Raw genomic sequence first — 21,123 nt, 5'->3', positions numbered from 1 at the left:
TTCCCTGAGGGCAGTTGTTTCTTTATACAACTTTGGCAGTTAAAGTTCAACTTAGTACAAATAAAAGCATACGTTGGTGATTCATACCATCGTATGCTTTAAATTTCATTCACTTTTAGTTAATCAAGAAATTTCTAATTTTAATGATTAATATTCGTTGAAAAATTGCTGAATTTCTTTTGGATCATCTGTTTTTGTTAATGCAAGCATCGTCAAAATACGTGCTTTTTGAGGATTAAGTGAGTCCGCTGTAACAAAATTATTTTCATCGTCAATCTTTTCTCTCGTAACAATACCATTTCCTACACGGCTAGAGCGAGTAATAATCACGCCTTTTTTGACAGCGTCTTTAGCACCCTCAAAAGCAGTATCAGAAGTCAAACCGTTTCCTTCACCTGCTATTATAATCCCTTTAGCTCCTGCTTTCACAGATGCATCGTAAAAATATCTACTATCATTTTGATAGCTATAAATAATGTCCACTTGAGGAAGTTTATCTAGTTTTGATACATCAAACACCGATTTGGTTGTATGTTTACGAGTAGGTTCATTGTAGAAAATTATTTTATTACCTGCGATTGCTCCTAAATAGCCTTGTTCCTCCGATTGGAATGTATCTGTCATGGTTGTATTGGTTTTTGTTATATAACGTGCAGAACCTATCCGGTCATTTAATGAGATTAAAACACCTTTGTTCTTAGCATCTTTACTAGCAGCAATTTTTACAGCATTATATAAGTTTAAAGGTCCATCTGCACTTATAGCTGTAGCCGGTCTCATTGATCCAACAATCACGACAGGTTTGTTGCTTTTTACGACCAGATTCAGAAAATAAGCAGTTTCTTCTAAGGTATCTGTTCCATGCGTTACGACAATACCATCAACGTCTTTAGATTTTAATAACTCATTAATTCGTTTCGCCAACTTTAATAAAGTTTTATTATCCATATTGTTACTGCCAATATTGGCGATTTGTTCACCACTCACATTTGCTACTTGTTTTAGTTCAGGAACAGCTTTAATTAGTGTTTCAACACCAAGTGCACCTGCTTGATAACCAGTTGTGTCAGTATTGGACGTAGCAGAACCTGCAATCGTTCCACCAGTTGCTAAAATTTTCACATTGTTTAACTTTGGATTTGTTGAAGTTGCTTCTACTCTCTCTTCTTTTGAATTACTATTTGCTGAGCTATGGATAACAGTGATAGATCCAAAAAGTAATAGTGTAACTGATAGAAACGTGATTCCTAGATATTTTTTTATGTTCATGTCTAGTTAGCTCCTTCGTTATTAATTATTAAATTATGTATGACATAGAAAATACTATCATATTTAGATATTTCTTACATCATTTTTATTCTGTTGGAAAATACCATAAATGTTAGCTTCCTTGTAGAATCGTCATGCGGCGGCATTCCTGTATTAACTGAAATACTAAAAAGTATGTGAAGAAATCTACGAAAACTAACGGATGCATTAGCTGAAGCTCTGAGCAGTCTTTAAGGCAGCTTTTTTGGGGCAGGATAATTCAGTAACGTCCCATAAGACATATAGTGAACAAATAAAAAAAGACAGTGTACCACGCTGCCTCATTTTGTATGAATTAAAGAAAACGAAGAATTATTTAATCTTATCTAGTGAAATTATTCTATGTTTTAATTCTGAATACATATTTAAAACACCTATCACAATTTGATTATCTTCCGTCAATGTTATGTATCTGAAATAATCATCATCCGAAATCAACAAATCGGTGTCATTCGTCGTTTTTTCCATTTTGGCAAATACATCTACTGTGTACTCAAGGTGAAAAAAATCGTCAAATCCCTTACTTGAGCTACCTACCCAGGTATACAGAAAATCTTTCAGTGTGATTTGTTCATTCACTGATAATTGTTTCTTGAACTTTAACTTATCTACTGTTACGCTTATCATCTTTCATCACTCCTTAAAGAATATTAATTAGAAGTCTCCTACAACAATGCTATTTGCGTATCAATCCGTTTACAGTTTAGTTCATAAAGGACAAATGAAAGTTCATGTCGAAATTAAAGTAAGAGATTTAATTAATTCTAAAAGTCGATTTGAGTCAATATTTTTGACACTAAAAGGTTAATCTTAGAGAGTTAATTAGTTTTACAGCTTGTACGAGTCTTATACAGAGAATTGACTTATAAGGAACAAGAATTATAGTATGGGTTAAAAAACAAAGCAAAAAATTACTGTTTCAAGCATATACTAATTAGTTTCTCCTATCTTTTTGATCGATAAGGGGTAGGGGTAGACCTCTTCTCTTCAATTCCTCTTCTAGAACGAGGATGAATTTTTTTTCTAAGTCTAATTCAATTGCTTTAAGGTATGAGTCTATCAATAGTTGATCATTTAATTTTTTCATATCTTCCCTCTTCTATTTCTTTAAAACCACGTTTAAACATACAATAAAATGTATTTAATATTAAGTGATAAATAATAATATAATAACTCAAGTGAGACAAATTATGGTAATTAATAATTAACGAAGGGAGTCTCCAATTGAAAATATAGAGTGAACTTTTTTGTAACAAATAGGGTTCATATTTATTCTATATTTCAATCTACATAAAACAACATATACCGACATCATAAAACACAATATTTTTAGATTTCCTGGTTTACATAATGCTAATCATTAACATAAAAGTTAAAAATCACCGATTAAAATAATAATTTATTTAATAGACGGTTTTCAATTAAGTGGTTTATTTTTGAAGATCGTAGCTTTCATTGTCGTAGCTTATCTTATCCAACTAAAGGGGATTTACTTCAATAAGGGGTTGCTGCGCATTGCCATCAAGTTAAAGTTTTGTAGTACCCCCAGAATGAAATTTTGGACTTTCTTGTAACTTATAAGCTCAATTTATCGTTTTTTTGGGGGGGGGGACCTATTTTCTTAGCTTGATGGGCATGGTACCCCCAAAAGTAAAAATTGATATGGGTGAAGTGAGAACAGTTGCAAATAACTTAACTAAAGAAAAACAAGTCGATAAGGTACAATCACCTAAAGTCTTTTCAGTGAAGGGTGTTTAAGAAATAGCTAGAAAAATTAAAGAACAAGAGCAGAATAACGACAAAGATAAGAAACGCTCTCAAACTCTTTCGAGATAATTGATTCCAAAAAACGATAGCATAATTTTACGTCTATCGTTTTAATTTAATATCAAAGTAAAGGAGTGTTTATCTGAGGAAAGTTATAATGTTGTAATTAACTTTCCGTCAGAAAAGTACCCGGAGACAGCTGAGCATATAGAAGATGCCATTGCTGATGGAAGTTTCAATATTTGTACCATTGATAGAAATGGAGCAGACGAGAATCGTGATGAATCTTTGGAAAATATTCAAACTAGAATGGGATATGATCGTGATGAATACCCAATGGCCATGTGTGAAGAAGGGGGAGCAGGAGCAGATATTGAGTATATAACCCCATCAGACAATTGTGGTGCTGGCTCGTGGGTATCTCATCAATTAAGTGACTATCCCGATGGTACAAAGGTTTTATTCGTTGTAGAGTGAATTCAGTAGAAAAGTTATGAGAGTCTTGCTACATTAGATTAAGGCTCTTTATTAAAAAAATCTGATGACTTTATTCCTCTTTTATTTTTTACTAAGCTACCACTTGTTCAAACACACAAAAAAAGCACTCCCCTTGAGTGCCATTTTTCAATTTAGTGGTCGGAACTGGCCTTTAACCGTTCAGACTAATAAGCTGCTACATAGTAGAATAATATAGAGATAAGGAATGTGAAAGATAAGGTAAACCAAAAAGTGTTCTTCGTATAATCTTCCTTATTTAATTTAATTTTTTGTAGTATAGAAATGAAATTTAGACATAAAATAATACACCATACTGGTGTAGTTAAAAATCCAAAAAAGTCTAAGAATATATTCATAGAAGCACCCCCTTATATAACAAAGATAAAGAAAGGATAGCATAAACTATCCTTTCTAAGCAAAATTAGGTGTTACCGAAGGTGAAACTATATTCAACATAGATTTCATCTCCAGATTGTAACCACTTGCTTGGAATATCCACAGAAACCGGCCCGATTGACGCACTTAAACCTGAAATATTGGTATATGTATGGAAATAAGTCGTTTGTACGTAAGCAGGTTCTCCTTTTTTGGATTTACCCACCCGCACTTCTCTACTCATATTAATATTTTGATAGTCGCCGCCACCTAATGATACAGTCACATATTGACCGTAGGCTTTCGGGCTTTTCATACTCAATTTTTTGTCATCAAAAGTCCAAGTTGTACCGCCTTTGCCGTCAGCAATCTCTTTTCCTTGATCCCAAAAACCTGAAAATGTGTCAGCTTTAGCAACAGCTTCCTCACTCCAAGCGGACCCTAAAATATCGGTCTTAGTGCTTAATGGTGTATCATTCCAATGAGCATTCGAAACGAATGAGTATTTATACTGAGTACTAGTGGAACCAAGATAAATCACTTGTTGGGTTAGCTCCAAATCGCCCTTAATTTTTGTTTTAATTCCGTCTTTCGGCAAAGCAGCCATTAAAGAGATTCCAAAATTTTGTTTCACTTTTGACGGATAAACATTCTCGATTTCTAAAGACTCTCCTGTTGCTTCATTGTAGGTTTTTAGATCTTCAATCTTTTTTTGCGTTATGAGTTCTTCATTCTCTTCAGTATATTCCGTTTTTGTACCATCGAGTGAAACATAATAAGACTTCTCTTCCACTTCAACTTCATCAACGACCTTACCGCCTTGGCTGGCCATATAGACCTTTTCTTTCTTCGACATATCATCCAAGTTTTCTTCTTCCAAGCCAATGGCATCTAGTACACTATCCAATTGATTTTCAGATAATAACTCAGCATTTTTCACAGGCTTAACTCTACCATCTTTCTCATAGTTGATAACATTCGTGTCAGCATACGCACCGTTCGGTAATAAAGCGGTTATCAATAAAAATAAAAATGCTAGTATAAAGATATTTCTCTTTTTCTTCACTTGTTTTCCCCCTTTTCTTATAGCAATATAAGAGTATCATTGTTAACTAACAAAAAATACCACTATAATAAAATAATGTAAAAATATGTATAATTACCTAGGTTATTCTCAGTTATTTCGTCCTAATAGGGGTACCGTCACATGCCCATCAAGCTAAGTTTAAACAATACCTTCAAAAATGAAAAAACGCTATGCTTATCGTAAGAAGTTTACGAGAAAGGATGGTGTTTTTTTATGAATCCTATCGTCTCCAGTGAACTGACACTTTTTGCGAAAGAATTACAACGCTTTCTATCTCCATTAGTCCTACAAGAAACGGCCAAACAGATGGGCTTTGTACAGCGATCTAGTAAGTATCAAGCAGCTGAACTCATCGCCCTTTACGTTTGGCTCAGCCAAGAAGTCGCTAGTACATCACTTACACAATTATGTAGTCGTTTAGATGCTTCGACGGGTGTACTAATGAGCCCTGAAGGGTTGAATCAATGCTTTAATCCAGCAGCTTTCACATTCCTCCGAGAAGTCTTTACTTCGCTGTTAACACAAAAACTTAGTTTAAATCAATCACTTTCTTCAGACATGATTTCTACTGTCAAACGTATTCGGATTTTAGATGCGACTGTATTTCAGCTACCTGATTCCTTTGCTACAAATTATCAAGGCTCTGGAGGGAGTAGTAATACTGCAGGGGTGAAAATCCAATTGGAATACGATTTATTAAGTGGCCAATTTTTAAACGTACAACTAGGACCAGGAAAGAACAATGATAAAACATACGGTACAATTTGCCTTGAAACTGTTGAGAAAGGCGATTTATGCTTACGTGATCTTGGTTACTTTGATTTAGGAGACTTACAAGCCATTCATGATAAAGATGCTTACTATATCTCGAGATTAAAGCTTAATACACGTATTTATATCAAGAACCCTGAGCCAGAATTCTTCAACAATGGCACGATAAAAAAGCAAACAGAATACATCAAGCTTGATATGGCACAAATAATGTCCGGTCTAACCCCTGGTGAAACGATGGAAATCCCCGAGGCATACATTGGCCAAAATCAGAAGCTTCCAGCACGTGTTATTATCCATCGTTTAACCGATGATCAAACGCAAACACGCCTTATAAACCAAGCAATACGAGAAAAGAAGAAAGGCATTGTCATGAAGGAGAAAAGTAAGCACTTGATGGGGATGAATGTCTATATCACGAATTCATCGCCAGAAGAAGTTCCCACTGATTATGTCCATTCCCTCTATTCCCTGCGTTTGCAGATTGAGATTTTATTTAAAACATGGAAGTCATTCTTTGAAATCGATGAATGCAAAACAATCAAAAAAGAACGCCTAGAGTGCCATTTATACGGCCAACTTATTGGCATTCTCCTCTGTTCTTCTACCATGTTTCAAATGCGACAGCTTTTGCTTGAAAAGAAAAATCAGGAGTTGAGTGAATACAAAGCGATTTATATGATTAAAGATTACTTTCCGTTATTGTTTCAAGCAATAGCAATTGGTTCAGAACAGCTTTTGAAAATTCTTCATCGCCTTTTTCAGCTACTCAAAAAGAACGGTCGAAAATGCCATAGGTATAAGAAGATGACTGTCTATGATATTCTAGGGGTTGTGTATCAAACGTGAAGGATAGACAAGCTGCTTAGCAAAAAATATCGCTTTTTTAAAGGTTTCTTTGACTGCCTAATTTCCCAGTACTGGGTAGTTTTGAATCAATATTATTTGGCTCTATTAATTTATGTTGTTAGCTTGATGGGCATGGGGTAGCTGCGGCAACCCCTTATTGAAGTAAAGGTAGGATTTAATATGAATATTGGTGATTTGATATTTCAATTAGTTTTCCTTATTTTTATATTTGGGATTTTTTCTGGTGTGTTTTTTTCTTGTTCTTTCTCTCGTTACTAAACAGCCAAGCAAATCAGAAAGCATTGAACAAAAGTTGATAGAATAATTGATTTACTTGCAAAGGATAAGAAAGAGTAATCTTTTTTGTCCTTTTTAACTTAATTTTCACCTCACAGTTTGTGTCACCCCAACAAACCTGTATGAACTAACGGGTGCGTTAGCTGAAGATCGTAGCTGTCTTTAAGACAGCTTTTTCTTATGCAACTATAGGGGAGGGTTAGTTGCATTAGTAAAAAGTTTTATCGTACTTCGCAGTAACCAACTATAATAAAATTAGAATTAAAACTAAAATCAAATAGGTGGTGTGCAGGTTGATTAAAGTCCTTTTACATCTCTCCAGAATATTTTTAGGTTTTATCTTCCTTATTGCAGGTCTAAACGGTTATTTTGTCATTTTTGACTTTGAACCATTTATTGCTACTAGCCCCGAAGCGATGGCATTATTCAAATTTGAATATCTATTAATATTTGAAAAGTTTTTAGAGATTGTTTGTGGAGTTTTACTTTTAAGTAATCGATTTGTCCCATTAGCACTTGCAATATTGGGTCCAATTGTAGCCAACATTTTCTTACTTCATTTGATCCTTGATCATTCGTTACTTGTTTTAGCAGTAATAATTGTAATCATGTATAGTTATTTGTTGTTTTGTTACAGAAAAAGTTTTAAAAGTATTTTGGAGAAAAAGCCTTCTCATTAATACTTCCTTGAATTACACATTTTGCGTCAAGTTTGTATCAACTCTATAATAACGCTATTGAACAAACGGGTTCGTTAACTGAAGTCAGAGCTGTCTTTAAGGCAGCTCTTTCCATATGCAACTAACGGGGCAGGTTTTTTGAAGAAGGATTTTGCAATCCTTATGCAGAATAAGGTAATGCTTAAAATCTTAGTACATAAAGGGTGTGTATGAGGATGGATTGTAAGAATGTTACCGGAGAAAATGATACAGGGAAATCACAATTAAATACACTTCTTGAAATAAGTGAAATTTGCTTATCACTTAATTTTAACCTGTGGCTACGAGGCGGATGGGCGATAGATTTTCTTCTTGGAAAGATTACTCGTTTACATACTGATATTGATTTAGTTACTTGGTTACATTATCGTGAGCACTTGGTACAGGCTCTTGTTAATGCAGGTTTTCAAATAAAGCCTGTAGGCGAGTTTCAAACCGATTTCCTCAAAAACAACTTCGATGTGAGTTTTGTATTTGTTCGGTATTCTGATAATGGCGATATAGTCGCTAACGGTTTTCCAGATTGGGTATGGAGGAAAGATGCCTTGCAACACTGTTTATGAATGGTACAATTGGAAAAAAGAGGTGTTAGTATGAGGGAATTATTATGGAGTTTCAGTTTGCTTGTTATCATTGTGGCGTTAGGGGGATGTTCAAGTTCCTCTAAAACTTCGGGTTCTCCTGAGGCAAAAGACGTTGGCTATCAAATAGTAGAGTACGGTAGTTTAAGTGATAAACGAGCTGTATTGGATAAAGATAATGTCAAAAAGATTGAAGACATTATAGCAGATGTAAAATGGGATAAAACAGTATCAGTTGATAAAAGTAGTAAAGAAGATTCTGTATTTTGGTTTATAGACCAAGAAAACAAGGAAGGGCAGAAATATAAGGTGTGGTTCAACGAAGCTGGCTCCGTAGACGTGCAGGATGAAAAGGAGGTATGGGGCGTTTTGGAAGGGAAAGACGGTGAAACATTATCCTCTATTTTCAAACTTAATGAACAGAAATAAAGAATAGAAAAATATTAAGTTAACAGATACGTTAGCTGAAAATTGGAGCTGCCTTTAAGGCAGCTTTTTCTTTATTCAACTACCATGAAAATAAGTTTTTTAAGAATGGAAAAATGACAATACTTAAGAAGACCCCGCTCAATCGTCTTAAAAAAGGGAGAGCGTTAAAGATAGAAACTGAGTAGCTTTACAGAAAAATTAATCAGTTTAGTAGCCTTTGTAAAAACAAATTTTTTTTGAAAATGGATTGTAAATTGGAAAAAAATGATGTATTATTAATTTGTGAAATGTTTCACAAACAATATTTTCCTTTTGAAAACTTAACGAGATGAAAGGATGAAAAACCTATGACAAAAGAAAAAGTAAGCCGTGTCGCATTAATTGGAACAGGGTTTGTAGGCTCAAGCTACGCCTTTGCTCTTATGAACCAAGGAATTGTAGATGAGTTGATTATGATTGATTTAAATAAAGAAAAAGCAATTGGTGATGTGATGGATTTAAATCATGGGAAAGTTTTCGCTCCAAATCCAACAAATATTCGCTTTGGAGAGTATGAAGATTGTGCAGATGTGGATTTAGTTGTAATTTGTGCAGGAGCGAACCAAAAACCAGGAGAAACACGCCTTGACCTTGTGGATAAAAATCTGAAGATTTTTAAAACAATAGTCGAGAATGTCATGGCTAGTGGATTTGATGGCATCTTTCTTGTCGCAACCAATCCCGTTGACATCTTAACATACGCAACATCGTATTATAGTGGGTTACCTAAAGAACGGGTCATTGGATCTGGTACCATTCTTGATACAGCTCGTTTCCGTTTCCTACTAGGTGATTACTTTAAAGTCGCACCGAAAAATGTGCATGCTTATATCATCGGAGAACACGGTGACAGCGAGCTACCTGTTTATAGTTCTGCAGACGTGGGTGGTATTCCCGTTTTGAAAATGATTGAACGCCAAGAACACTATAAAAAAGAAGACTTAGATGAGATTTTTATTAATGTACGTGATGCAGCCTACAAAATCATTGAAGGAAAAGGTGCTACTTACTATGGCATCGCTATGGGACTTGTGCGAATTACAAAAGCCATTCTCCACAATGAAAATAGCGTGTTAACTGTCTCTGCTCATCTGGATGGCCAGTATGGTGAAAAGCATGTGTACATGGGTGTTCCAGCAATCATTAATCGTAGTGGAATCCGAGAAATTGTCGAATTAGAACTCAATGAAGAAGAACAACAGAAATTCCAACACAGTGCTTATGTCTTAAAAGACATTTTGGCGCCTCATTTTGAAGAATTAAAATTATAACATTAAATAGAAAGAAGGAAGCATCATGTGGATTCAAGATTATAATCCATTGAATAACACGTACTTATCAGCCTTGGTTGCTGCCTTTCCTGTCACATTCCTTTCTATTGGGTCTGACTGTATTTAAAATGAAGGGCATTATCACAGCCCTTCTTACACTAATCATTAGCATAGGTGTATCGGCATTTTTATTCCAGATGCTTACTAGTTGGATCGTTGTTAGAAGGCCAATATGGTCAAAGTAATGTTCATGTTGATGCTCCAACTGTAATTAATCGTACAGGTGCAAAAAATATTGTGGAGCTTTCACTAAATGAGAGCGAAAAAGAAAAGTTTGCACATTCTGTTAAAACACTTAAAGGTATTCAATCTCTATTTTGGGAGTATTTTAATTTCTTAAGTAAGAAATTCTTACGTAATGGAGCTGTTATTATGTTAGTAGAAACTATCGATCCATTTAATAATCTTGCTATTTCAGCGTTAGTTGCAGCTATACCGATCCTTTTGTTTCTCTTATGTTTGACGATCTTTAAAATGAGAGGTATTTATGCAGCGCTTCTAAATTTATTTGTAACCCTTCTAATTGTACTTTTCCTCTTTAAGCTACCTTTGGGTGAAGCAATCGGGAGTGTTGTACAAGGTACGATACAAGGGATATGGCCGATTGGTTATATCATTGTGATGGCCGTCTGGTTATATAAAATCTCTGTTAAATCCGGGAAATTTGATGTTTTACGCGGAAGTATTGCGGGTATTTCACAAGACCAACGTCTTCAGCTCTTACTTATTGGGTTTTGCTTTAATGCCTTTCTTGAAGGGGCAGCAGGTTTTGGTGTACCGATTGCAATCTGTGCCGTTCTATTAGTTACATTGGGATTCAAACCTTTACAGGCAGCCATGCTCTGTCTAGTGGCAAATGGTGCTTCAGGAGCATTCGGAGCAATTGGCATACCGGTTGGAATCATCGGTACATTTGGGCTGGAAAATGTGACCTCCATGAATGTGTCAATGATGACTGCCTTAACACTGCCGATCATTAACTTTACCATTCCGTTTTTATTAATATGGTTAATGGATGGATTTAAAGGGATTAGAGAAGTATTGCCGGCTATTCTGGTGACATCTATTACTTATACAGTGGCCCAAGCGATCATTACAATATTTGTAGGACCAGAGTTAGCTGACATTATTCCTTCACTATTAACAATGGGTTTGTTGGCATTATTTCTTAATAAGTGGCAGCCTAAACATATATTTTTACTTAACGGCAAAGAATATGAATTTGAAAATCATTCAATGGGTGATGTTGTAAAGGCATGGTCTCCATTTTATTTATTAACAATATTTGTATTGTTTTGGAGCTTTCCTGCATTTAAAGGTTTGTTTTCTCAAGGAGGAATTCTTGAATCGGCTGTACTGAAATTTATAGTACCGGGATCTTCGATCAATATTGGCATTGATTTAATCGGTGCAACAGGAACAGCGATATTATTAGCTGCTTTAACGACGATTGTAACGACGAAAGCAATCAATTTCAGTGAAGGTCTGTCTCTCCTAAAAAAAACTGTTTCAGAATTTTCGATTCCAATCATTATGATCTGTGCAATTATTGGTATAGCTAAGTTAATGACATATGGTGGATTAACAACTTCTTTAGGTGAAGCAGTTGCTACAACAGGAAATATCTTCCCATTATTATCACCACTATTAGGATGGATTGGAGTGTTTATGACTGGGTCTGTAGTAAATAACAATACGTTATTTGCGCCTATACAAGCTACTGCAGGTAATATTATAGGCACAAACTCATCATTATTAGTTTCTGCTAACACTGCCGGGGGTGTTATGGCAAAGCTTGTTTCTCCACAGTCAATCGCAATAGCAGCTGCAGCCGTTGGTGAAACAGGAAAAGAATCTGATTTAACGAAAATGACATTAAAATATAGCTTTGGGTTAGTAGCTTTTGTGTGCATTTGGACATTTATATTATCGCTATTTTATTAGTAATACTTTTATATAACTAACTAGTAAAAAGGAATCAGAGAACTACTCTGATTCCTTTTTCAAAGAAAAAGTTGCTTTTAAAAATTAATCTTACTACTCACTTATTTGAAAATAAATTGAAATACAATCGTTTACGGTGAACCGTATCATAAATGATTCCAACCTAAATTCATCATAGTTTTGAACTTTATCCAGAAACAAAAAAAGAAACAACAACGCATGATTGTTGCAGCATGGAGAAGTTTAAATCATGAAGGAAAAAGTGTCGCAGTTACCCGACTGCATGCTGCCTGGGTTCACTGATTTTCATCCCTCTTGGATTAACTGGATTTGCAGGAGCATTATCCTTCTACTCATTGAAGTATCGGTTATTATGCACCATCGTTAACATCATTCATTCTGCTTGCATACTCCTTTACATGGTTTACGGGAGAAATGGCCCAAAATCCGGACGGAGAGATTCACTGACAAATCAAGCCTTGCTAGTGTGAAAAGGAATATGAGGATGGGAAAATTATTCAATCATTTTGCAGTTAGACCTGGCTGCATTTTTCTTAGATGCATGCTGAAACCTTTGATAGTGCATATTAATTTTTAGAACCATTGGAAGGGGGGAATCACCATGAAAAAGCAAGTAAAGCAAAATGAAAAGAATACTGAAGAAAGACAAGAGGAGCTGCAAACAATTAATGATATTTCTAAAAGCGAAAACGGGCAGCCGGTCCATCAGCCTAAAGATTACGATGAAATAGAGTATTAAGATAAAAGCAATCACCGGGATAAATGCGTTTAAACCAATTCCTTCAGTAGCTAATTCAAGGGTACATTTATGAAAAAGCAGATTTACAACATTAAGATATTTTCATTATTAAAAGCCTGATATATCTCTATATTATCTAGAGAAATCTGGCTTTTTTAATTAATCACTAAAGTCTTTAAACGGAGACTTTAACTAATTAACACCCCTGAAATTATCCACTTTTTCACCTCTGCAATAATATGACCCAGATAAATAAAAGATCATTAACACAATGATGCCACCAAGACAAAGGATTTTGATATCATTAGTTTTAGGGTAATGAAAAAGATTACTCAACCAAGTGAATTTTTCGGATATGCCTTGTGCAAAATGAAAAAAGGAAATCAAAATGACTTCCTTTTTTCATTTGAATCTTAATCTATGCTGTATTTTAGTAAATATCTTTCCTTGATAATTGCTAGATGATGTAGTTCATGACCGGCAATTATGTATGCCAGTGCACGTACAGTAGTTGGATGATTTAAAACTGTTCCCTTTCGTATCCATGCATCATTGGAAAGACAGGCGATCAATGAAGAGGTGCATTGTCGTACAATCGAAAAATCTGAAAGTATGTCTAGGAAATCAAGTCGGCTGAAATCTGCATTAGTCATATATAAATCTTTATCAAATGGGGTAAATGAAGGAGTATCTCCACGGGCAACTACAAGAACATGAGAACTCAGTACGCGTTCAGCATCTGTCATGTGTCCGAGTACTTCTTTCAAATTCCATTTTTTCGCTTCGTATTGGTACGCTGCTTGTTCACTAGATATACCTCTTAGTAAATTAATAGTTGTCTCTTGTTGCTTCTTTAGAATATCAAGTAATCCTTCGTCAGGAACAAGTCTTATGTAGCTCTCGAAAAACGGATGGTATTCATTCGTTTTCGGACGTTTAAGCATTATAACCGCCTCCATACTAGTTATATCTTCATTTTGACTCATCTTTATAGATATGTTGACTAACGATAACTAAATTTCATGTAAAACTGTCATGGGAAAATATCCTTATCAACAAACGGGCGCATTCCTCTCATAAAGAAAGTGCCTTTTAATAGGGTCAGGTTTCTATGATACACGTTAAATTAATCTAACCAAGAAGATAAGAAATCAAAAAGATAGAAATTGCTAACCTTAATGTTTCAAAAAGGTTCGTAATTATTTAATTATAAGTATTTTTTTCTAATAACAATTTCTGCTATTGCTAAATTGAAAATCCAGCAAAGCCATACAGCAATCGTATATGAAAGTCCATAGGGAAAATCTAATCCATTATGTGTAATTGCGACAATGATATAAATAATCATATTGGCAAAGGATAGAAAGAAACTTCGGGTGATCCATTGACTATGCCGTAAGACATCTTTTCTTTTTATATATATATAACCGAATATTGTTGTTAAAAGCCATAGTGTATTTAAGATAAGAAACCCTATTGTACTTGGCCAGCCACCTGTCGCAAAGAACGAAGCGTATAAACCGGGAATAAAGTTTAACACAATAGATGAAACATAAATTCGACCATTGCATCGATGAAATGTTAAGGATTTCAAACGTAATCGTTTAATTATTCCGAGAGGTCCTGTAAGGAGTGCAATTATCGCAAGAATAATATGGACTCGTATCATCAATACCCATAGCATTTGATTAGAAAGAAGTTCATCTTTTTTTGATAGGAATCCCTGAAAACTTGGATCAACTACAAAATTCTTAGATAGTGTATGCATTACCCACATTACTGAAATAATTGATAATATCGTAATTAGGAATTTGCGTTGCTTCATATACCTATCCTCCTCAGTTTTATAACAGTATAGAAGGATTAGTCATTATTATGAGTGCAAAGATTATGCAAACGAATAATGCCCAACTAAACATGCTTAAAACTTTAAAATTCCTCTTCAAAAGATCCTCTGTTTTTTCTGAATCCTTTAATTGTCTAAGTTTTTTTTTAATTATGCCCATAAAAGCACCAATAAAAAGTAAAGTGGTGAAGGATACTACTACCCAAATTATTGAGGGGAAAGCAGAATTTATGACGATCATTAAGCCTCCAGATACTAGTAGGAGGAGGAGTGAATAATGCCCTGCTCGTATATACGATTGAATAAAATTAATGCAAAGTACCAGGTTGTCTCTTGGAATAGTTAGCATTTTTTTTATTTGCCAAGGTAATGTAAGGTAACTCCCAAGAAGTACCGCACTAATTACATGAACAAGTAATAATAGATGATACATAAGTTTATTCCTTTCGTTTTAATACAGGTAAATAATTAAAAGAAAAGGACCTCTTTATTTTAATTGAAACGAGGTTCTTGACCTTTATTTGACCAAACTGTTCCTCTTCGTTCAAACTCAAATACCTTCTCGAGATAGTGAGCAATTTTTGGGCCAAGCTTTTGTTCAATTGTGTAAATGGCAATATCTATACCTGAAGTTACACCACCACTGGATACTAAGTTTCCATCATCTACTATGCGAGCATATACTGGCCTAGCCCCCATAGCCGGCAATGCATCCATCCCCATGTGATGTGTAACAGCATGTCGGCCATTTAATAGTCCCATCATCCCTAAAAGGGTAGAACCTCCGCATACTGTGGTTAAGGTAATATTAGGGTTTTGTGCTGCTTTTTGTAACAAAGTTTCCAGATTCGTTTCAGAAGCTTTCTTTAATTTGGTTACTATCGAATTGGGACCATCACCATACATATCTCCAGCCCCACCCGGAACTAAAATAACACCTTCAGCGTTCGGATCAATTACTCCTGTAGCTTCAATTCCAACGTCATTAACGCCACTTTTGACTAGTCTTTTCCCTTCAGCTGTTACCAACTCTACTATTACATTTTCAGGTGAAAGAATTGCTGCAGCTGCAAAAACCTCAAAAGGAGCAATTGCATCCATTAAATCAAATCCATCAAATAACACAATTTGAAATTTCATATTACATACACATCCTGTCTTTAGTTTAGGACCGAACCGTCCGGTCCGATAGTAATATTATATAGTATATTGTTCGATTGTAGATAATGAAATTGTGAATTATTAATGAAAAAACCCCAAAAAACTTAGAAGTGGGGGTTTTTCAATAAGAATAGTAATTCAATAAAGCTTTAATTTGTTCAATGCAATAAAAAATATGGTCATTATTAAATGATAAACGACTGGCCATTATTGCGCCTTCCATAGAAGACATAAGAAATGAAGCCAGGGAAAGGGAGTTTATATCTTTACGGAATTCGTTATTACGCATTCCATCCTCAATAATTGATTGTAAAAACAGAAGTGTTTGGGTGTAACTTTCAGAAGCAACCTTTTGAAGCTCTGGGTAGGTATTATCGGCTTCAATCGCAGTATTTAGTAAGGGGCAACCGCCTTCAATAGGAGGATTATTGACAGCATCTTGGTAAATGTATGATATTGCTATTATTTTATCAGTAGCCGTATTCGCTTGTTCACTTGCTTGAACCATATGGTTCCAAATTATTTCTCCTGCTTTTTCAAAAGTAGCAAGAGCAATTGCCTCTTTGTTAGGAAATCTACGGTAAATAGCTCCTTTTGGTAAAGAAGATGCTTCCATAATATCCTGAATGGAAGTTTGGCTAAATCCTTTTGTATTAAAAAGGCGTAAAGCAGTTATTATAATTTGATCGCGTACTTCATCATTCTTACTCATTTTGTTGTTTCCTCCGATTTCCTCTATATAACGATTAATATTATAACTCAAAAAATTTAAAAACTAAACTAGTAGTTCTCCTTTAATAAATGATCTTAAGCAATCGGGTCTTGAAGAAGTTTCGCTTTTCTTAATGAACTAAAAGGTGCTTTACTTCATTACCAGGAGGTGATCAGCAGCTCTTTTTTCTTATGGAACTATAAGGGCAGGATAGTTCATCAAGCATATTGTATTCGAACTGTGCAATAAATACTAAACCATGAGAATAGAAAAATGATATTTAAATCTAATTATTGGGTTTTTATGGTAAAATGAGGTAACTTTAAATCATATAGAAGAAATGGAACAATTCCTTATAAAAAAGCACATTGAAAATCAATATGAGAATGATGAGTATCAAGACGAAGCAGACGAAGACGAGGATAGTTATTTTATGCAAAGTATAGTTGTGTGATTCATATGGAACAACAAGCAACCCACCTATACTATATTAATAGAGGAGAGGGAATACCTTATGAAAAAACGTAGTCAAATTACATTTGCAAGTCTGGCTCTGTTAATAACTGGAAGTTCCCTGCTATACACATCGCCAACCTCAATTACAAAAGTAGAGCCCACTCAAAATGTATCCAGTACGTTACAAACAAGCACTCAACGAGGCCATAATTCTGTCAAGCAAGCAATGCGGGATACATTGCAACTTGGATACCCGGGGATACTTGCTAAAACTTCCGAGGATGGAAAAACGTGGGGGTATGCCGCTGGGGTAGAGAATCTGAGCACCAAGAAACCAATGAAAACAGATTTTCGCTTTCGCATTGGCAGCGTGACGAAGACGTTCACCGCAACGGTTGTACTTCAATTAGCTGGAGAGAACCGATTGAATCTAGACGACTCCATCGAAAAATGGTTGCCTGGTGTCATTCAAGGAAACGGATACAATGGTAAACAGATTACCATCCGGCAGATATTGAACCATTCAAGTGGTATCGCTGATTACACAAGGTCAAAAGATGTTGATCTTATGGATACAAAAAAATCTTATACGACTGAAGAACTAGTGAAGATAGGGATTTCTCTGCCCCCAGACTTTGTCCCAGGAAAGGGCTGGTCTTATTCAAACACAGGATACGTATTACTGGGTATTCTTATTGAAAAAGTAACAGGAAACAGCTACGCGGAAGAGATTGAAAATCGGATTATTGAACCGCTTGAATTGTCTGATACATTCCTGCCTGGCAATTCAGGCGTTATTCCAGGCACCAAGCATGCCCGGGGTTATTCCCAACCAGACGAAGCAAGTGAGATAAAAGACGTTACTTATTATAACCCAAGTGTAGGTAGCTCGGCTGGAGATATGATTTCTACTGCTGACGATTTAAATAAATTCTTCTCTTCCTTGCTCCGTGGCAAATTACTGAAGGAACAGCAACTAAAACAAATGCTTACTACAGTTCCTACAGGAATAGCAGGAATTGATGGATATGGTCTTGGAATCTTTGAAACTAAGCTTCCAAACGGTGCCTCGATATGGGGACACACAGGTGGCATTCTAGGTTTTTCTACTCTTGCTGGAGGTACAATTGGAGGCAAGCATACGTTGGTCATCAGTTTGAACAGTTTGGGTAGAGATAACAGTCCTGATCCTTTTAAAAATATTTTACTTGCTGAATTTAGCAAGTAGGCAAAAAAGGAAAATTTTGTCATAGTTTTTATATTTAAAAATACATCTTTACGGTTCAAAAGACCCACTGGCTTTTAAAAACAGTTAGCTATTAAGCAAGAAAAAGTTAACTCCTTCTCAAATAACGGTTAATGCATTTTTGCAAGAACTATTAAATTTCTAATGAGCGATGAAGCAGATTGGATTACAAGTTAGATTATTCATTCAGAAGGTGGATTTAAAAGGTAAATACAACAAAAAGGTTCTAGAACCTTTTTGATGTAGTAAAATCCAAGGATAGATATCAATTTGTGAAAGATTGTACTTAAACTAACGGGTGCGTTATTTCATTAAGAAGTATGGAAAATGATCAAACAATTTTATAAAAGAATCATTAGAGCGTGTTTTGATCAATCTAAAAACACGCTCTTTCTTTTCGTTTACCACGATTTTTAAATATCAATTTGATCAAACTTTATTTTAAATACAATCAAAAAATGGATAAGTAAGGTATAACCGAACTTACCAAGGAGAAACATGTCCTTTTCCACCCATCGGGTGACCCAACCCCGAGTATGGAAAACATTGAAGTCACAAAGCGATTGGCGGAAGCAGGGAAAATTATTGGGATTGAAGTTTTAGACCATTTGATTGTTTCCCATACGGATAAGTATGTTAGCTTAAAAGAAAAGGGGTATTTATAATAAGAAAAAAGACGAGCAAGAGGGGAATGATTGTCCCTTTGTTTTCTAGGGACTTAGTGCTTTTGGAAAGCATTGAAGGAAATAACCAATAAAAGGAGGCACACCGGCTGGATCGTCAGCTGGTGCGTTCAAGCATGAAGAAAAAAATCCGTTTTTTCTCGATTTAGAGCAGCAGGCATCGAGCCTGCTTGACGGTTGCTTGATGCTCCCTCTAAAAACTTACAGTAGCGCCTTCGGTAGAAGGAACAAGTTGCTGAGCAAATATTATACGCTCGTAATATAAGTCAGAATGTTATCCTTTGCTTCCATCTTACTTTATCTTTACCTTTACAATTTTTCCGCCAGCCTTTTTATCCGCCTGTTCCATTAGTTTCGTAAACTGTTTCTTTATCTCCGTATCCTTTGTGTTCTTTTTCATCATATATATCCCTCGCAATTTAATATTCTTGCTAAATAGTATCGCCATGGTAAAGGAAGCATATACATTCCCCGGTTATAAAGTGACCCCTTCCCCACTATATTGTTAGTAAAGTGGAAAACTGGCAAAGTGACCCTGAGGTATGTTTCCATTTTTACAGAATGAGAGGGGAGAGGAGGGATATCATCAATGAACCCTTTTTTCGAGGAAATGAAGCAAAAGGATCCAAAACCAAAAGCTATTCAAAAAACATCTTCCGGAAGTCCTTCGCACTAGAAAATCATTTTATATACTCTAACAATAATTCTTTTGTATCATTCCACAAACTTTGCTGCATAGAAACATCTTTTCCTGGATATATCGGATCAATTTTATCTCCAGTTCCAACATTAAAGTATCCTCCTGTCACTCTCCCATATTCGGAATCAAGTGCTAAACGAACAATGATGTCAGCCCCTCTTTTTGGATCTCCGATATTAAGGAATTCTAAGACTTTTCCCAATACAGAAGATATACGAAGTTCTCTTCCCAGGCCAGTATTATTGAAACCAGGATTTAGAGCGTTGGCAGTTACCAAAGTACCTGAAAACTGACGCACTAACTCACCAGTAAACATGATATTTAGAAGCTTTGTTCTTCCATAAATTTTAGATGAACCCCTCAATGTAAATGGAGATGTGTCCGTCAAATCATATGGTAATTTTAGTTCCCCATGATTTCGTGAGGCTTCCGAAGCGACATTAATAATTTTTGCATTTTTTGCTTTTACCAAAGAGTCCTTTAACAGATTTGTTAGTAGCCAAGGCGTTAGATAGTTTACCGCAATCATCTCGGCAAATCCTTCAGAGGTAACACGTTGCTCGAACCCATGAAGCCCAGCATTGTGGATGAGTACATCAATTTTTGAATAGTTTTGTTTTATCTCAAGTCCTATACGGCGAACATCATGCATTAACGATAAATCACCAAAATAGAAATCAACCTCCGTATTTGGTGAAGCTTCTCTAATTAATTTCTCTGTTGCTTTAGCCCGTTCTTTGTTACGAGCAGTCAGCACTAAATGTGCACCACGTTTTGCGATTTCAATTGCAGCAATCTGACCAATACCACTGGTAGCACCGGTCATTACAATTATTGGATACTCGGGCATTATACATTCTCCTTCTATAAACTTGACATAGTATTAACAATTAAATATATTTGACATATATCAATCATATTCAAGTATTTGATATATGTCAAATACATTTAGTTGAGTTGAGAAGGGAGAACTATGGATATTAATAATTCTGATTTGAGAGAAGAACTGGAGTTAGCTCTTGGTGAACAGCTCAATTCGTTGATTAGTGAGGCACATGCACTTAATGTCAGAACTGCAGCTACATTTGATACAACTTTGCAGCCAGCAGCCTTTTTGATTGTTCGCTGGTTATTTTCACATGGTCCTACTAACGCATCGACTTTAGCTGAATCAACAGCAATGGACCGTAGCTCTATCAGTAGACTTATAGGGCAATTAAAAGGTCTGGGATATGTAAAGAGTGAACCCCACCCTAAAGATCGTCGAGGGGTAATGTTATCTTTAACCGAGCTTGGTCATGACAAAACAATAAAAGCTTTAAAAGAAAAAGAATCTATTTTTTTCGAACGTATTTCAGGATTAACGGATTCAGAATTGAAGGCATATATTGAAATGCTAAAAAATCTAACGATATAACACAGTTGATAATTCTATTTGGAAATAAGAGTCTACTATTGAACATATGACTAAATCTGAAAAGCACGTGTGTTAGTGTGTTAGATAGTATCCACTATTCCTACGTTGAAAGTCCAAAAGAGTTTAGAGAGACTAATTTAGATTTTT

The 21,123-nt window shown here is 35.3% G+C and carries 18 protein-coding genes and 2 pseudogenes; 11 read left to right on the top strand and 9 right to left on the bottom strand.

Going from position 1 to position 21,123, the window contains the following annotated elements:
* Positions 1-147 precede the first annotated feature (147 nt).
* From A6755_RS18390 to sda, 3 genes are all read right to left on the bottom strand, one after another.
* Positions 148-1,269, bottom strand: a complete 1,122-nt coding sequence (locus A6755_RS18390) for a type II asparaginase (protein WP_063591619.1) — start codon at positions 1,267-1,269, stop codon at positions 148-150.
* A 351-nt stretch (positions 1,270-1,620) separates the two neighbouring features.
* Positions 1,621-1,935 carry a hypothetical protein gene (locus tag A6755_RS18385; RefSeq protein WP_063591618.1) on the bottom strand — a complete coding sequence of 105 codons (315 nt, stop codon included), beginning with the start codon at positions 1,933-1,935 and terminating at the stop codon, positions 1,621-1,623.
* A gap of 307 nt (positions 1,936-2,242) precedes the next feature.
* Complete coding sequence (sda, locus tag A6755_RS18380; protein ID WP_063591617.1) at positions 2,243-2,395, bottom strand: sporulation histidine kinase inhibitor Sda; 153 nt, start codon at positions 2,393-2,395, stop codon at positions 2,243-2,245.
* An 833-nt stretch (positions 2,396-3,228) separates the two neighbouring features.
* Between sda and A6755_RS26330 the strand changes: the two are divergent.
* Positions 3,229-3,552, top strand: a pseudogene (locus A6755_RS26330) (sporulation protein); the annotation flags it as partial.
* A gap of 442 nt (positions 3,553-3,994) precedes the next feature.
* Here A6755_RS26330 and A6755_RS18370 read toward each other — a convergent pair.
* A complete protein-coding gene (locus A6755_RS18370) occupies positions 3,995-5,014 on the bottom strand; it encodes a hypothetical protein (RefSeq protein ID WP_063591615.1) in 1,020 nt (339 codons plus the stop codon).
* A gap of 234 nt (positions 5,015-5,248) precedes the next feature.
* On the opposite strand from A6755_RS18370, the gene A6755_RS18365 reads away from it, so the two are divergent.
* The 7 genes from A6755_RS18365 to A6755_RS27195 all read left to right on the top strand — a co-directional run bounded on the left by A6755_RS18365 (position 5,249) and on the right by A6755_RS27195 (position 12,755).
* Positions 5,249-6,655: an IS4 family transposase gene (locus tag A6755_RS18365; protein ID WP_063591614.1), complete on the top strand. Its 1,407-nt coding sequence runs from the start codon at positions 5,249-5,251 to the stop codon at positions 6,653-6,655.
* Positions 6,656-7,245: 590 nt separating this feature from the next.
* Positions 7,246-7,632 (top strand): DoxX family membrane protein, encoded by a 387-nt coding sequence (locus tag A6755_RS18360; protein WP_063591613.1) that lies wholly within the window; start codon positions 7,246-7,248, stop codon positions 7,630-7,632.
* Positions 7,633-7,847: 215 nt separating this feature from the next.
* Complete coding sequence (locus A6755_RS18355; RefSeq protein WP_063591612.1) at positions 7,848-8,234, top strand: nucleotidyltransferase domain-containing protein; 387 nt, start codon at positions 7,848-7,850, stop codon at positions 8,232-8,234.
* A gap of 30 nt (positions 8,235-8,264) precedes the next feature.
* Positions 8,265-8,681: a hypothetical protein gene (locus A6755_RS18350; protein ID WP_134402160.1), complete on the top strand. Its 417-nt coding sequence runs from the start codon at positions 8,265-8,267 to the stop codon at positions 8,679-8,681.
* A gap of 347 nt (positions 8,682-9,028) precedes the next feature.
* Positions 9,029-9,991, top strand: coding sequence for an L-lactate dehydrogenase (locus A6755_RS18345; protein WP_063591610.1), 963 nt, complete (start codon positions 9,029-9,031; stop codon positions 9,989-9,991).
* A gap of 216 nt (positions 9,992-10,207) precedes the next feature.
* Complete coding sequence (locus A6755_RS18340) at positions 10,208-11,995, top strand: L-lactate permease (RefSeq protein WP_343929698.1); 1,788 nt, start codon at positions 10,208-10,210, stop codon at positions 11,993-11,995.
* 622 nt (positions 11,996-12,617) lie between these two features.
* Complete coding sequence (locus A6755_RS27195; protein ID WP_174878745.1) at positions 12,618-12,755, top strand: hypothetical protein; 138 nt, start codon at positions 12,618-12,620, stop codon at positions 12,753-12,755.
* A 413-nt stretch (positions 12,756-13,168) separates the two neighbouring features.
* Here the strand turns inward: A6755_RS27195 and A6755_RS18330 are convergent, their stop codons facing one another.
* The 4 genes from A6755_RS18330 to A6755_RS18310 all read right to left on the bottom strand — a co-directional run bounded on the left by A6755_RS18330 (position 13,169) and on the right by A6755_RS18310 (position 16,474).
* On the bottom strand, positions 13,169-13,699 hold the full coding sequence (locus A6755_RS18330; protein ID WP_063591608.1) for a DinB family protein: 531 nt from the start codon (positions 13,697-13,699) through the stop codon (positions 13,169-13,171).
* Positions 13,700-13,962: 263 nt separating this feature from the next.
* Complete coding sequence (locus A6755_RS18325; RefSeq protein ID WP_063591607.1) at positions 13,963-14,580, bottom strand: DUF2306 domain-containing protein; 618 nt, start codon at positions 14,578-14,580, stop codon at positions 13,963-13,965.
* 513 nt (positions 14,581-15,093) lie between these two features.
* Positions 15,094-15,741 (bottom strand): DJ-1/PfpI family protein, encoded by a 648-nt coding sequence (locus tag A6755_RS18315; RefSeq protein WP_063591605.1) that lies wholly within the window; start codon positions 15,739-15,741, stop codon positions 15,094-15,096.
* A 142-nt stretch (positions 15,742-15,883) separates the two neighbouring features.
* Positions 15,884-16,474 (bottom strand): TetR/AcrR family transcriptional regulator, encoded by a 591-nt coding sequence (locus tag A6755_RS18310; protein WP_063591604.1) that lies wholly within the window; start codon positions 16,472-16,474, stop codon positions 15,884-15,886.
* Between the two features lie 514 nt (positions 16,475-16,988).
* Between A6755_RS18310 and A6755_RS18305 the strand changes: the two genes are divergently transcribed.
* The gene (locus A6755_RS18305) at positions 16,989-18,158 is read left to right on the top strand and encodes a serine hydrolase domain-containing protein (protein ID WP_063591603.1); all 1,170 of its coding nucleotides are present in this window, start codon (positions 16,989-16,991) and stop codon (positions 18,156-18,158) included.
* A gap of 527 nt (positions 18,159-18,685) precedes the next feature.
* Positions 18,686-18,841, top strand: a pseudogene (locus A6755_RS26325) (JAB domain-containing protein); the annotation flags it as partial.
* A 698-nt stretch (positions 18,842-19,539) separates the two neighbouring features.
* Here the strand turns inward: A6755_RS26325 and A6755_RS18300 are convergent.
* Positions 19,540-20,409, bottom strand: a complete 870-nt coding sequence (locus A6755_RS18300; RefSeq protein WP_063591602.1) for an SDR family NAD(P)-dependent oxidoreductase — start codon at positions 20,407-20,409, stop codon at positions 19,540-19,542.
* A 123-nt stretch (positions 20,410-20,532) separates the two neighbouring features.
* Here A6755_RS18300 and A6755_RS18295 point away from each other — a divergent pair, with 123 nt between their 5' ends.
* The gene (locus tag A6755_RS18295; RefSeq protein ID WP_034313372.1) at positions 20,533-20,976 is read left to right on the top strand and encodes a MarR family winged helix-turn-helix transcriptional regulator; all 444 of its coding nucleotides are present in this window, start codon (positions 20,533-20,535) and stop codon (positions 20,974-20,976) included.
* Positions 20,977-21,123 lie beyond the last annotated feature (147 nt).

It is taken from the genome of Peribacillus frigoritolerans (assembly GCF_001636405.1).
In the GTDB taxonomy this organism is placed as follows: Bacteria; Bacillota; Bacilli; order Bacillales; family DSM-1321; genus Peribacillus; species Peribacillus frigoritolerans.
Note: the sequence above shows the minus strand (reverse complement) of the source record. Positions and strands in the feature narration are given on the sequence as shown.